The 13,245-nt window shown below is 63.4% G+C and carries 11 protein-coding genes; 2 read left to right on the top strand and 9 right to left on the bottom strand.

What is annotated here, in order from left to right; all coding sequences use genetic code 11:
• Window positions 1-3 precede the first annotated feature (3 nt).
• From ACVWZT_RS07145 to ACVWZT_RS07115, 7 genes are all read right to left on the bottom strand, one after another.
• Window positions 4-180, bottom strand: coding sequence for a hypothetical protein (locus tag ACVWZT_RS07145; protein WP_296234734.1), 177 nt, complete (start codon window positions 178-180; stop codon window positions 4-6).
• A complete protein-coding gene (locus ACVWZT_RS07140) occupies window positions 177-1,289 on the bottom strand; it encodes a PepSY-associated TM helix domain-containing protein (RefSeq protein WP_457468749.1) in 1,113 nt (370 codons plus the stop codon). The genes ACVWZT_RS07145 and ACVWZT_RS07140 overlap by 4 nt, the downstream gene beginning before the upstream one ends.
• 57 nt (window positions 1,290-1,346) lie before the next feature.
• Window positions 1,347-3,779 carry a TonB-dependent siderophore receptor gene (locus tag ACVWZT_RS07135; protein ID WP_457468748.1) on the bottom strand — a complete coding sequence of 811 codons (2,433 nt, stop codon included), beginning with the start codon at window positions 3,777-3,779 and terminating at the stop codon, window positions 1,347-1,349.
• A 211-nt stretch (window positions 3,780-3,990) separates the two neighbouring features.
• Window positions 3,991-4,947: a FecR domain-containing protein gene (locus ACVWZT_RS07130; RefSeq protein ID WP_457468746.1), complete on the bottom strand. Its 957-nt coding sequence runs from the start codon at window positions 4,945-4,947 to the stop codon at window positions 3,991-3,993.
• Complete coding sequence (locus tag ACVWZT_RS07125) at window positions 4,944-5,486, bottom strand: RNA polymerase sigma factor (protein ID WP_296234727.1); 543 nt, start codon at window positions 5,484-5,486, stop codon at window positions 4,944-4,946. The genes ACVWZT_RS07130 and ACVWZT_RS07125 overlap by 4 nt, the downstream gene beginning before the upstream one ends.
• Window positions 5,487-5,587: 101 nt before the next feature.
• Window positions 5,588-6,298, bottom strand: coding sequence for a 3'-5' exonuclease (locus ACVWZT_RS07120; RefSeq protein WP_296234726.1), 711 nt, complete (start codon window positions 6,296-6,298; stop codon window positions 5,588-5,590).
• Window positions 6,295-8,232, bottom strand: a complete 1,938-nt coding sequence (locus tag ACVWZT_RS07115) for a putative nucleotidyltransferase substrate binding domain-containing protein (RefSeq protein WP_457468744.1) — start codon at window positions 8,230-8,232, stop codon at window positions 6,295-6,297. Before ACVWZT_RS07115 ends, ACVWZT_RS07120 begins: the two co-directional genes overlap by 4 nt.
• Window positions 8,233-8,441: 209 nt before the next feature.
• Here ACVWZT_RS07115 and ACVWZT_RS07110 point away from each other — a divergent pair, with 209 nt between their 5' ends.
• The gene (locus tag ACVWZT_RS07110) at window positions 8,442-8,885 is read left to right on the top strand and encodes a response regulator (RefSeq protein WP_296234723.1); all 444 of its coding nucleotides are present in this window, start codon (window positions 8,442-8,444) and stop codon (window positions 8,883-8,885) included.
• A 42-nt stretch (window positions 8,886-8,927) separates the two neighbouring features.
• On the opposite strand, the gene ACVWZT_RS07105 is transcribed toward ACVWZT_RS07110, so the two are convergent.
• Window positions 8,928-11,105 carry a malate synthase G gene (locus tag ACVWZT_RS07105; RefSeq protein WP_457468741.1) on the bottom strand — a complete coding sequence of 726 codons (2,178 nt, stop codon included), beginning with the start codon at window positions 11,103-11,105 and terminating at the stop codon, window positions 8,928-8,930.
• Between the two features lie 452 nt (window positions 11,106-11,557).
• Between ACVWZT_RS07105 and ACVWZT_RS07100 the strand changes: the two genes are divergently transcribed.
• Window positions 11,558-12,076, top strand: a complete 519-nt coding sequence (locus tag ACVWZT_RS07100; protein WP_296234717.1) for a glycine cleavage system protein R — start codon at window positions 11,558-11,560, stop codon at window positions 12,074-12,076.
• A 245-nt stretch (window positions 12,077-12,321) separates the two neighbouring features.
• On the opposite strand, the gene rarD is transcribed toward ACVWZT_RS07100, so the two are convergent.
• Window positions 12,322-13,209: an EamA family transporter RarD gene (gene rarD / locus ACVWZT_RS07095; RefSeq protein WP_457468740.1), complete on the bottom strand. Its 888-nt coding sequence runs from the start codon at window positions 13,207-13,209 to the stop codon at window positions 12,322-12,324.
• Between the last annotated feature and the right edge of the window lie 36 nt (window positions 13,210-13,245).

Raw genomic sequence — 13,245 nt, 5'->3', positions numbered from 1 at the left:
ACCTCACCGCCACAACAGGCTGCGCAGGCCTAGCCATGCCGGGATGCCAAGGCCGAACCAGGCAAGCATGTCCCAGGCGCCGTCACCGAGCAGGGCCGCGAACAAACCCAGTGCACCGAGCAGGGCAATGGCTGCCGGCCAGGCAAAGACCTTGGCAGAAGATTGCGAACGATGGCTCATGCCTTTACCGCCCTGGCACGCCGTTGCTTGCCCCACCATAGATAGACGCCACTGCCGAGCACCACGATCGTCAGCACGTCGAGCACGGCCCAGAGGATCTGCATGGGCCTGCCGCCGTAATCACCAAAGTGCAGCGGCTGCGACAACCCCATTGCATCCATGTACCAGGGACGAGCGCCAACGGCGGTCACTTGCAGGGTGCGCGCATCGATCAGCACCGGTGTCAGCAGGTGCGAGGTCAGGTGCGTGGTGCCCTTCATGAACACCGCATAGTGATGCTCGCTGGAGAAACGGGTACCGGGGAAGGCAATAAAGTCGGGACGCATGCCAAGGGTGGATTGCCTGGCGATGCTTGGCAGCTGGCTGATCGAGGCGCGCTCGGTGAGGGGTGGGGCGTCACGATAAGGGGCAACCATGGCCGCCAGGCTGTCGTTGCGCCAGGCCGCGATGACCAGGTCGGACAGCGCGCTGATGACTCCGGTGACCCCTACCGTCAGTGCCCAGGCCAAGGTCACGATGCCGATCAGGTTATGCAGGTCGAGCCAACGCAAGTGGCGGGACCTGTCATGGCGTACCGTACCGAACTGGAGGCGACGCATGAATGGCGCGTAGAGCACGATGCCGGAAATGATCGCGACCATGAACAGTACGCCCATCGAGGCCAGCAGCAGCTTGCCGGGCAACCCGGCGAACATGTCGACATGCAGGCGCAGCATCACCATCATGAAGCCGCCATTGGCGGCGGGCATGGGCACCGGCTCGCCGGTGCGGGCGTCGAGCATGAAGGTATGCGAGGCGTTGGGTTCGGTGCCGGCGGTGGCAGCCGTGATGGCTATCACGCCGTTGGGTTCGTCTTCGTCGTAGCCGAAGTACTGCACCACTTCGCCTGGGCGATGCTGTTCGGCGCTGGCCAGCAGTTGCTGAAGGTCCAGATGCGGGGTGTCGGCCGGCATTTCGCGCAGTTCGGGCGCGTCGCCGAGCAACTGTCCGAGTTCGTGGTGGAAGATCAGTGGCAGGCCGGTGAGCGCCAGCAACAGCAGGAACAGTGTGCAGATCAGGCTGCTCCAGGTGTGGATCACCGACCAGCGGCGGATGGTTGGGCTTTTCATCACAGTACCGATTGCTTGCCTGTTGGTGACTGGGGCCGCAAGGCGGCCCCAGTGCACTCAGAACTTATAAGTGGCACTGGCCACGACGCTACGCTCGTCACCGTAGTAGCAGTAGTACGAGTCACAGGTGGAGAGGTAGTCTTTGTCCAGCAGGTTGGTGGCATTGACCGCCACTGAAGCGCCCTTCAGGCTGTTGTTCAGGCGGCCCAGGTCGTAATGCACGGAAGCATCGAAAACCGTGTAGGCGTTGGCCTTGCCCAGGTAGGTATTGGCCTGGTCGCCATAGGTATTGCCGGTATACCGCGCACCCAGGCCAATGCCGAAGCCATCGAGTACGCCCGCATGCCAGGTGTAGTCGCCCCACACCGACGCCTGCTGGTTGGGCATCAGTTGCAGGCGGTTGCCTTTGAAATCGCCATCCTGCACTTCCGACTTGGCCAGGGTGTAGGCGGCAATCAGCTTCAGGTTCTCGGTCACATCGGAAACTGCTTCGAGTTCCAGGCCACGCACTTTCACTACGCCGGTCTGGCTGGTGATGGTCACGCCACCGACGCTGTCGGTCACCGAGACGTTTTTCTGGGTCAGGTCATACACGGCCGCCGACAGCAGGGTGTTGGAGCCCGGAGGCTGGTATTTCACGCCCAGTTCCCACTGCTTGCCTTCGGTGGGCTTGAACGAGTCGGTTGCCGACACACTGGCATTGCTGGACGGCTGGAACGACTCGGCATACGACAGGTAGGGTACGAAGCCTGAATCGAACACGTAGCTGATGGCTGCGTTGCCGCTGAACTTCTTGTCGCGCTGGGTATTGGTGGCATCGCTCTGGTTGAAGAACCTGGTGCCGGTATGCACCCAGTCTTCACGCCCACCGAGGGTCAGGCGCCAATTGTCGAGGGCCATCTGGTCCTGGACATACACGCCGGTCTGGCGGGTTTTCTGGTTGTAGTCGTAGAACGCGGTGGAGCGGTCCGGACGGGTGATCGGCAGCCCGTAAACCGGTTTGTTGACGTTGCTGTCCGGCACGTTGAAGCCGAATATCGACAGGTAGTTGGTATTGATGCGCTGGTGGTCCAGGCCGATCAGCAAGGTGTGGGTAATGTCACCGGTGGCAAAGTCGGCCTGGAAGTTGTTATCCACCGCGAACTGGCTGATGTCCTCGTCGGTGTTGGTGGACATGCGGCTGACCGTGCCGTCGTCTTTCACCGGAGGATTGTCCTTGTTGTAACTACCGGGCGTGATCGTCTGGAAGGCCAGATCCGACTTGGTGTAGCGCAGATTCTGACGGAACTGCCACACGTCGTTGATGCGGTGCTCGAAGGCGTAGCCCAGCGCGTAGTAGGTGCGGTCGTAGAATTCGTAGTCAGGGTCACCGAGGTTCTTGTGGTGGGAGATCTTGCCGAACGGCATGTCGATCTTGGTGCCCTGGATTGGCCGGAACTGGCTGGTGGCGCCAGTATCGTCGCGGGTGAACTGGGTGAGCAAGGTGAGCGAGGTGTCTTCGTCGATGTTCCAGGTCAGGCTCGGGGCGATGTTGTAGCGCTTGTCGTCGATATGGTCGATCTGCGTACCACCGTCGCGGATGACCCCGCTGACGCCATACAGAAAGTGGCCTTCGTCGTCGATCTTGCCGGTGCTGGCGAAGTTGATCTGGCGATGGTTGTCGCTGCCGTATTGCAGCTCGACTTCATGCGCGCTTTCCGCTTGCGGGCGGCGGCTGACCATGTCCAGCAGCCCACCGGGCGGAGTCTGGCCATAGATCGACGAAGCCGGCCCGCGGAGCAGGGCGAGGCGGTCGAGGTTCCAGGTCTCGGCTTTTGGGTTCGCGTATACCCCACGTGGCAACGGCAGGCCATCGAGAAACTGGGTCGGCTCGAAGCCCCGCACGCGCATCCAGTCATACCGCGTGTCACTGCCAAAGCTGGCCGACACGATACCCGGCATGTAGCGCACGGCATCGTCGAGGCTGTGTACGCCGCGGTCTTTCATTTGCTCGCGGGTGGCGACGGAGACCGAACGCGGCACCTCGACCAGGGCGGTATCGGTCTTGGTACCGACGGCGGTGCGCTTGGCCACGTAGCCTTCGACCGGACCCCACGCGCTTTCGCTGATGCTGGCCCCCTCCACGGTGGTTGCCGGCAAGGCCAGGCTGCCTTGCGGGACTGGCACCAGACTGTAGCTGCCAACGCTGCTCTGTTGCAGCTGTAGCCCGGTGCCGAGCAAGGCGGCCTGGAGCGCGCCCAGGCCGTCGTACTGGCCGCTTACCGGGGCCGAACTGCGGCCGCTGACCAGAGCCGGGTCGATGGCCAGGGCGATGCCGGTCTGGCTGGCGATCTGGTTGAGGGTGGAAGCCAGCGGGGCGCTGGGCAGGTCGTAGGCGCGCGCGGCGGTTGGCTCGGCGGCGTACAGGGCAGGGCTGACCACTGGCGCGGCTACCGCGATGGCCAGGGCGATCAGGCTGGGGCGCAGGATACGTTCAACAGCACGGGACATGCAGCGGCTCCTCGACGGGTAAGTGCTTACTGCTTCCTTGCCGAGCGAGATTGGAAAAGTGACAGGGCGAATCTGAAAAATATCGAGAATTATTTCAACTTGGCGCTTGCCGACCCTGTGGGGGCGGGTTTACCTGCGAACTATCCAACCCGGTGCATGGACCGGCTTCGTCGTCGTTCGCGGATGAACCGCTCCAACACGGGCCTGCTCGCTACTTGGGCACCACGGTCACCCACCACTGGGTATGCCGTTGGATCTTCACCGGCAATACCGGCACCAACGACGCCAAGGCCAGGTCGGTGTCGGTCAGCGGGAAGCTGCCGGTCACCCGCAGGTCGGCGACTTTGGCATCCACGCCGAGGTAACCGCTGCGGTACTGCCCCAATGCGGCCAGCAGTTCAGCCAGACGCACGTTGTCCACCACCAGCATGCCGCGAGTCCAGGCGTCGGCACCGGCGTCTACCGCGCTGACCCGGCCAAGGCCGTTGGCGTTCATCAGCACTTGCTGGCCTTCGCGCAGCACCTGTTCATCACCGCTGTTCAGCGGCATGGCGGCGACCGAGGCTTGCAGCACTTCCAGGCGTGTACCCTTGGCTTCACGGCGCACCAGGAAGCGCGTGCCCAATGGACGCAGGCGCCCATCGTCGGTGCTGACCAGCAACGGGCGCGGGTCCTGATGGCCGGTCTGTACCGAGATTTCCCCCTGGTGCAGGACGATGCTCCGCTGTTCCCCTGCGTAGTCGATATCCACGGCGGTATGGCTGTTCAGGCTCAGCAAGGTGCCGTCTTCCAGGCGCAGGGTACGCAGCTCTCCGGTGGCGGTGCGTTGGTCGGCCAGCCAGTAGCTCGGCGCGAGCGACGGTGCGCCGACCCAAGCCAGCAGCGAGCCGAGCAGGAACATGCCGGCCAGCCCACTGCCAACCTTGCCGATACGCCGGCGCAGGCCGACGCGCGACTGCACCAGGGCCTGGCGTGCCGGGCCGGCTGCCGCGCCGACGCGCTGGTCCATCGCGCCCAGTTGGCGCCAGGCGCGGGCATGCTCCTCGCTGGCAGCATGCCAGCGCATGAATTCGCTGCGGTCATCGGGCGTGCCACTGCCACTGTCGAGGCTGAGTTTCCAGGCAATCGCGGCTTCCAGCACGCGGGATGAAACCGGGGCATTGCTCACGTTGGCTCCCCGTACAGGGCCGTGTAGCACTGGCGCAGGCCCTGGGCGATGTACTGGCGCACCCGTGACACCGAAACGCCCAGGCGCTCGGCAATTTCGCCATGGCCCATGCCGTCCAGACGGTTGTACAGGAACGCCGCGCGCGCCTTGCTCGACAACTTGCCCAGCAGGCGGTCGATGGCCTTGAGGTCCTCGAGAACCAGGTGCTGCACTTCCGGAGAAGGTTGCTCGGCTTCCGGCATCAGGGCCAGCTCGGCCAGGTAGGCCTGTTCCAGCGCGGCGCGGCGGAAGTGGTCGAACAACAGGCCCTTGGCCACTGCAGCGAGGAATGCCCGGGGTTCGCGGGGGGTGTCCAGTTGCGCGCGGCCGAGCAGGCGTACGAAGGTGTCCTGGCTGAGGTCTTCGGCACGTTGGCGGCAGGCCATGCTGCGTTGCAGCCAGGCGAGCAGCCAGCTGCGATGGTCGCGGTACAGCGCACCGACCAGATCGACATTTGGACTCTGTGCAGAAGACAAGCAGCGCCCCCGGAACGAATGCATTAACTAACGATAATTATTCGCGATTGTTACAGAGGCAGGGGCAGGGCGCAATGGGCGCTTATCGGATGGCCATCATGGAAAGGCCAGAACTGCAAAAGCGATTACAGGCCGTGACTCTGGACTTTGCGCCGCCGCCACCCGCGCAGTCGCTGCTCCAGTTGCAACGGGCTGTCCAGCTGCTGGCGCCGGGCCTGGCTGAACAGGATCAGCGCCAACTCGGCGGTCACCAGGGCGTCGGCACTGGCATGGTGGCGTTCTTCCACCTGCAGGCCGAACCGCGCCACCCAGTCATCGAGACCAGCCTCGCGCAGTACCGTGTCGGGGTTGAGCATCGGGGCCAGTTCGGCAATGTCGAGGAACGGCGACAGCAGGCGATAGCCCAGGCTTTCCTTCAACGCGCGGGCCAGCATGCGCTGGTCGAAGGGGGCATGGAACGCCAGCACCGGGCTGTTACCAATGAACTCGAGCAAGTCGAGCAAGGCTTCGGCCGGGTCGCAACCGGCCGCCAGGGCACTTGGGCCCAGGCCGTGGAGCAGCACGCTGGCGTTGGTCTTGTGCGTTGGCCGGTGCAGGGTGCGTTCGAACTGCTGGGCAAAGTCGATGGCGCCGTCTTCGATGGCCACGGCGCCGATCGATAGCACCTGGTCACGGTTGAGGTTCAGGCCGCTGGTCTCCAGGTCCAGCACTACCCAACGCTGTTCGCGCAGGGTACACACACCCAGGGGAGCGGGCTTGGCCAGCCGGGCCAGGCGCTGGCGCGTGGCAACGTCCAGCTCGGGCGCGCTGGGGCGCAACCAGGTGAACAGGCTCATAACTGGAACCGCAGGGCGAGGCTGCTTTGCAGGCGTTGAGCCTGGCGCAGGGATTCGCGCAGGATGCGCCGGTCAAGGTGGTTGAGGCTGTCCGGGTCGAGCCGGTTGGAGTACGGCAGGTTGTCGCGCGTCTGGCGCTGGTGCTGCTGCATGCGGGTTTGCTGGATGAAGTGGTAGGCCTCCTCATACGCCGCGCCGTCCTGCGCCTCGATTACGCCCTTGGCGACCAGCTGGCGCAGGCGTTCCAGGGTATTGCAGGCGCCGATGCCATTGGCCAGGGCCAGCAGCCGGGCGCCATCGACGAAGGGCGTCAGGCCCTGGACCTTGAGGTCGAGGGTGGCAGCCTTGTCGTTGCCCTGGCGGGTCAGCACGAACTCGCGCAGGCGGCCAACCGGCGGGCGCTGGCGCAGGGCGTTGTCAGCCATCAAGCGCTGGAAAAGACGGTTGTCGGCCACTTGTTCGAGCACGCCCTGGCGCAGTTGCTCGCAACCCTGATCATCGCCCCACACCACACGCAGGTCGAAGTAGATGCTCGAGCCCAGCAGGTTTTCCGGGCTGGCTTCGCGGACAAAGCCGGCAAAGCGCCGCGCCCATTCACTGCGCGACAGGCACAATTCCGGGTTGCCGGCCATGACGTTGCCCTTGCACAAGGTAAAGCCGCATTGGGCCAGGCACTGATTGATGTATTGCGCCAGTGGCAGCAGGCGGCTGCGGATGGCGTTGGCATCGGCGCTGTCGGCTGCCTCGAAGAGGATGCCGTTGTCCTGGTCGGTGTGCAGGGTTTGCTCGCGGCGCCCTTCACTGCCAAAGCACAGCCAGCTGAACGGCACGCCGGGGTCGCCGCGCTCGGCCAGTGCCAGCTCGATCACGCGGCACACGGTGTGGTCATTGAGCAGGGTGATGATCTGGGTTATCTGCGTGGACGATGCGCCATGGGCCAGCATGCGCTCGACCAGCTGGCTGATTTCGCCGCGCAGCGAGACCAGGGTCTCCAGCCTTGGGGCATGGCGGATGGTGCGCGCCAGGTGCACCAGGTCGACCCGTTGCAGGGAGAACAGATCGCGTTCTGAAACCACCCCGCACAGGCGGCGGTTTTCCACCAGGCATACGTGGGCAATGTGCCGCTCGGTCATGGCCATGGCCGCGTCGAAGGCGCTGGCCTGGGGGCTGAGGTAGAACGGCCGGGCGGTCATGTGTCGCTCGATCGGCGCGCCCAGCTCGGCATCGGCTGCGGCCACCACCTGGCGCAGGTCGCGCAGGGTGAAAATCCCGGTGGGGTAGCGGTGGGCATCCACCACCACGATGCTGCCTACCTGCTGCTCGTGCATCATCCGCACGGCCTCGCGCAGCGGGGTATCGGCGCTGCACACCACCGGGTGGCGCATGGCCAGCTCACCGAGGGGGGTGTTGAGGGAATACTGGGTGCCGAGGGTTTCCACGGCGCGCTGACGAACCTGCTGGTTCACCTGGTCGAGCAGGCTGCTTACGCCGCGCAGGGCAAAATCGCGAAACACCTCGGACATCGAGAACACACGGATGAACGCTGCCTTGTTCAACTGCAGGCAGAAGGTGTCTTCACCGGCCAGGTGCTCGGTACGGGTCGCCCGCTCGCCGAGCAGGGCAGCCAGCGGGAAGCATTCGCCGCTGGTGATCTCGAACGTGGTCTCGACACCGGGTTTGACCAGGTGCTGGCGCTCGCCGACCACGCGGCCCTGCTTGACGATGTAGAAGTGCTCCACCGGCCCGTCGGCAGGTTTGACAATGCTTTCGCCGCAGGCATAGAAGCGCAGCTGGCACTGCTCGACCAGGTAGGCCAGGTGGCTGTGCTCCATCTGGTTGAACGGCGGAAAGCGCTGCAGGAACTGCAGGGTACCCTGGATGTTCTGCAGCACTGCTGTCCTGCCCGCCTGGCTGTAGGCGTCCTTTTTGCTCATGAAACTGACCGTATCGCTATGCCGATCTATATATATCTATATAGGTACCGACCATGTTGTTCTCTGCCTCCATGGTCGGCTTGCAGCGGGGTGGTGCCCATTGGACGTAAGTCTATGAGCGGCCCGTCAAAGACCCGACGAAAGGCGGGACGAGTTACGCAAGTTCTGTGGTCCTAAAGCTGAAGCGGAGTTTTTTTGACGAGATGACCATGCCTGAGCCACACGACATCCTGAGCGACGCCGAGCGCGAGGCGTTGGCCCTGGCCAATGCGCCGGCGGCGGCCAAGCCACTGGTGCTGGTGGTGGATGACAACGCGGCCAACCGCGATGCGCTGATCTATTACCTGAAAAGCCGGGGTATCGACTGCGTGGGGGCGGACGGCGCCGAGGAAGCCAGGCTCTATCTGTATTATCAGCCGCGCATAGGCCTGATGATCACCGATTTGCGCATGCAACCCGAGGATGGCCTGGAGCTGATCCGGCAGATTCGCGAGTCGGAGCGGGCAGCGTTGTCGATTATCGTGGTGTCCGGCGACACCGATGTCAAAGAGGCGGTGGACGTGATGCACCTGGGGGTGGTGGATTTCCTGTTGAAGCCGGTGGACCTGGAGAGGTTGCTGGAGCTGGTGAGGAAAGAGCTGCAGATCAGCTGAAGCGGTTTGGGGCCGCAAAGCGGCCCCGTGTACAGATGCTACTTACAACCCGTTACGTGCCTTGAACTCGCGGCGACGGCGGTGCAGTACCGGCTCGGTGTAACCGTTCGGCTGCTTGCCACCTTCCAGCACCAGCTCCACAGCTGCCTGGAATGCGATGTTGTCGTCGAAGTTCGGGGCCATCGGCCGGTACAAGGCGTCGCCTGCGTTCTGCCGGTCGACCACCACGGCCATGCGCTTGAGGCTCTCCACCACCTGGTCCTGGCTGACCACCCCGTGGCGCAGCCAGTTGGCCAGCAGCTGGGCCGAGATGCGCAGAGTGGCGCGGTCTTCCATCAGGCCGACGTTGTTGATGTCCGGTACCTTCGAGCAGCCGACGCCCTGGTCGATCCAGCGCACCACGTAGCCGAGGATGCCCTGGGCATTGTTGTCCAGTTCGTTGCGGATCTCTTCGGCCGACCAGTTGGTGTCGGGCGCCAGCGGGATGGCCAGGATATCGTCCACCGAGGCGGGGGTACGCGTGGCCAGTTCGCGCTGGCGCGCCTGCACATCCACCTTGTGATAGTGCAGCGCATGTAAGGTGGCGGCGGTCGGCGAAGGCACCCAGGCGGTGTTGGCGCCGGCCAGCGGGTGGGCGATCTTCTGCTCGAGCATGGCCGCCATCAGGTCAGGCATGGCCCACATGCCTTTGCCAATCTGCGCTCGGCCTTGCAGGCCGGTGGCCAGGCCAACGTCGACGTTGTTGTTCTCGTAGGCGCCGATCCACTTCTCGTTCTTCATGGCGCCCTTGCGCACCACGGCGCCGGCTTCCATCGAGGTGTGGATCTCATCGCCGGTGCGGTCGAGGAAGCCGGTGTTGATGAACACCACGCGCTCGGCGGCTGCCTTGATGCAGGCCTTGAGGTTGACCGTGGTGCGGCGCTCCTCGTCCATGATGCCGACCTTGACGGTGTTGCGCTTCATGCCCAGCAGGTCTTCGACGCGGCTGAAGATCTCGGCGGCGAAGGCAACTTCTTCCGGCCCGTGCATCTTCGGCTTGACGATGTACACGCTGCCGGTGCGGGTGTTCTTGCGGCTGGTGTTGCCATTGAGGTTGTGCAGGGCGATCAGGTTGGTGAACAGGCCATCCTGGATGCCCTCAGGGATTTCGTTGCCCTGGGCGTCGAGGATCGCCGGGTTGGTCATCAGGTGGCCAACGTTGCGCACGAACAGCAGCGAACGGCCGTGCAGGGTCACGCTGCCGCCGTTGGGCGCGGCGTATTCGCGATCCGGGTTCATGGTGCGGGTGAAGGTCTTGCCAGCCTTGCTCACGTTTTCCGCCAGGTCGCCTTTCATCAGGCCCAGCCAGTTGCGGTAGACGACCACCTTGTCGTCGGCATCGACAGCGGCGACCGAGTCTTCGCAGTCCATGATGGTGGTGAGTGCCGATTCCATCAGGATGTCCTTCACGCCGGCGGCGTCGGTGCTACCGACCGGGGTGCTGGCATCGATCTGGATTTCGAAGTGCAGACCGTTGTGCTTGAGCAGCACGGCAGTCGGTGCGCTGGCATCGCCGTGAAAGCCGATCAGCTGGGCGTCGTCGCGCAGGCCGCTATTGCTGCCGCCTTTGAGGGCGACGATCAGCTTGCCAGCTTCGATGCGGTAGGCGGTGGAGTCGACATGCGAGCCGGCTGCCAGTGGTGCGGCTTCATCAAGGAAGGCGCGGGCGAAGGCGATGACCTTGTCGCCCCGTACCTTGTTGTAGCCCAGGCCTTTCTCGGCACCGCCCTCATCGCTGATGGCATCAGTACCATACAGCGCGTCATACAGCGAGCCCCAGCGGGCATTGGCAGCGTTCAGGGCGAAGCGGGCGTTCATCACCGGGACGACCAGCTGCGGGCCGGCCATGTGGGCAATTTCTTCGTCCACGTTCTGCGTGGTGGCCTGGAAATCGTCTGCTTGTGGCAGCAGATAGCCGATTTCCTGGAGGAATGCTTTGTAGGCTGCGGCGTCGTGGGCCTGGCCTTTGCGTGCCTGGTGCCAGGCGTCGATCTTGGCTTGCAGCTCGTCGCGCTTGGCGAGCAGGGCTTTGTTCTTTGGAGCGAGGTCATCGATGATCTTTTCTGCACCGGCCCAGAACTGCTCGGCGACGATGCCGGTCCCGGGGATGGCTTCGTTGTTCACGAAGTCGTACAGGACCTTGGCGACCTGAAGGCCACCGACTTGAACGTATCCAGTCATTGCTTGCCTCACTCTGCTCAGCTATTTCGCTCTTCTGTATTAAGCCTGTAGCGCTTCTCTAAACACGGCACCAGTGCATGCGCCCGGGTAACGTCCGAGCGCGGCTGGGTGTGGCCTGCCAGACCGGCTGGCAGACAGTGTGCGTATTTTCACAGGCGCCTTGGCAGACATCCAAACGACGTTTTGTAGTCCGCGCCACGGGATACTACATGAAGCAGTAGGCGGGGCAAAATCAGACTAAAAGCGCCGTTATGCGACCCGTTGGTCGCGTATGGTCACGCTGGGAGTGGCTATGTTCGCAAAAAACAGGTGGATTGTTCCAGATAAATCTTGAAACAGTACACGATTAGTCATGCAAATTGCCCTGCGGCAGGTTGCCGCGCCTTGCCTATACTGAGTCGATCGCCTGATTTCCCGCCGCCCGGCGCGGTCCGACACACGAGGAAGGGCTTGTGGATCATCTTGTACTGACTGTGATTGCCCCGGACAAGGCCGGCCAGGTCGAGCGTATCGCCCAGTGCATTGCCGACCACAGTGGCAACTGGCTGGAAAGCCGCATGTCGCGCATGGCCGGACAGTTTGCCGGCATCCTGCGGGTGGCTGTGCCGGCAGAAAACTACGACGAGCTGGTGGCCTCGCTGCAAGGGCTGGTGCGGTATGACATTCGTGTGCTGATCGCCGAGAGCGGGATCGAGCCGTCATGCACCTGGAAACCGATTGCCATGGAACTGGTGGGCAATGACCGGCCGGGTATCGTGCGTGACATTACCCGATTGCTGGCAGACCTGGGGGTTAACCTCGAACGCTTTACCACTGAAGTGCGCCCGGCACCGATGAGCAGCGAGCCGCTGTTTCATGCCGATGCGTTGCTGGCCATGCCGTTGACGCTGCCGTTGGATCAGTTGCAGCAGAAACTGGAGAGCCTGGCAGATGATTTGATGGTGGAATTGAAGCTGCGCCCGCACGAATAGTCAGAGAGCGCCAGGCCGCTTTGCAGCCTCCGTGTTATCCCGATAATACGGGGAAGGCCTTGTGGATAACCTGGGGGTGTACCTCTCCAGCCCAAAGGACCCGTGCCTTGTACGGCTTTGCTCAAAAAACACTCACAAATCAGCAGCTTGTGCACAAAGCGCGGGGACGAGGGTGTGGATAACCTTTGGAGATGTCGCTGCAGGCCACGAACCGTGCGGCCTGCAGGGTAATGGTCATTTTTTGTTCAGCTACGCTTGCGCAAACTCAACCACACATCGACGCTATACACCGCCAGCCCCGCCCAGATGAACATGAACGCCACCAGTGTGCTGGAGGACAGATGCTCGTCGAACAGCAGCACCGCCTGCAGCAGCACCAGGGTCGGCGCCAGGTACTGCAGGAAGCCCAGTGTGGTATACGGCAGGTGCCGTGCGGCAGCGTTGAAGCACACCAGCGGTATCAGCGTTACCGGCCCTGCGGCCATCAGCCACAACGCTTCGCTGCTGGTATAGAACACGCTCTGCGCACTCATTGCCGCCGGGTGCAGCAGCAACCAGCCAAGGGCCAGAGGTACCAGCATCCAGGTTTCCACCACCAGGCCCGGCAGTGCCGCTACCGGTGCCTGTTTGCGGATCAACCCGTAAAAGCCGAAGCTCAGTGCCAGCGCCAGCGACACCCATGGCAGGCTGCCCACCTGCCATACCTGCTGGGCCACGCCCACGGCGGCCATGGCCACGGCCAGCCATTGCAGGCGGCGCAGGCGCTCGCCAAGAATAAGCATGCCCAGCAGCACATTGATCAGCGGGTTGATGTAGTAACCCAGGCTGGCCTCAAGCATGCGGCCGTTGTTTACCGACCATACATAGGTCAGCCAGTTGCCGGCAATCAGCGCTCCGCTGAGGGCCAGGATGCCCAATCGGCGCGGGTTGTCGCGCAGTTCGCGCCACCAGCCGGGGTGTTTCCACACCAGTAGCAGAAGCGAGCCGAACAGCGCCGACCACAGCACCCGATGAACGATGATTTCCACCGCCGGGACGCTCTGGATCGCCTTGAAGTACAGGGGAAACAGCCCCCAGATGATGTAGGCGCTCAGGCCCAGTAGGTACCCGCGACGCGGGTTTGCGGCGTGCATGCAGAATCCTTGCTTAGGTAGCTAAATGAAGCGACG

The sequence above is a fragment of the Pseudomonas sp. TE21394 genome (genome assembly GCF_054057835.1).
This window is presented reverse-complemented; position numbering and strand designations above follow the sequence as displayed.

Coding starts and splice junctions, on each gene's coding strand:
- ACVWZT_RS07145 (WP_296234734.1), bottom strand. CDS start 180: ATGAGCCATCGTTCGCAATCTTCTGCCAAGGTCTTTGCCTGGCCGGCA.
- ACVWZT_RS07140 (WP_457468749.1), bottom strand. CDS start 1,289: ATGAAAAGCCCAACCATCCGCCGCTGGTCGGTGATCCACACCTGGAGC.
- ACVWZT_RS07135 (WP_457468748.1), bottom strand. CDS start 3,779: ATGTCCCGTGCTGTTGAACGTATCCTGCGCCCCAGCCTGATCGCCCTG.
- ACVWZT_RS07125 (WP_296234727.1), bottom strand. CDS start 5,486: ATGCATTCGTTCCGGGGGCGCTGCTTGTCTTCTGCACAGAGTCCAAAT.
- ACVWZT_RS07120 (WP_296234726.1), bottom strand. CDS start 6,298: ATGAGCCTGTTCACCTGGTTGCGCCCCAGCGCGCCCGAGCTGGACGTT.
- ACVWZT_RS07115 (WP_457468744.1), bottom strand. CDS start 8,232: ATGAGCAAAAAGGACGCCTACAGCCAGGCGGGCAGGACAGCAGTGCTG.
- ACVWZT_RS07110 (WP_296234723.1), top strand. CDS start 8,442: ATGCCTGAGCCACACGACATCCTGAGCGACGCCGAGCGCGAGGCGTTG.
- ACVWZT_RS07105 (WP_457468741.1), bottom strand. CDS start 11,105: ATGACTGGATACGTTCAAGTCGGTGGCCTTCAGGTCGCCAAGGTCCTG.
- rarD (WP_457468740.1), bottom strand. CDS start 13,209: ATGCACGCCGCAAACCCGCGTCGCGGGTACCTACTGGGCCTGAGCGCC.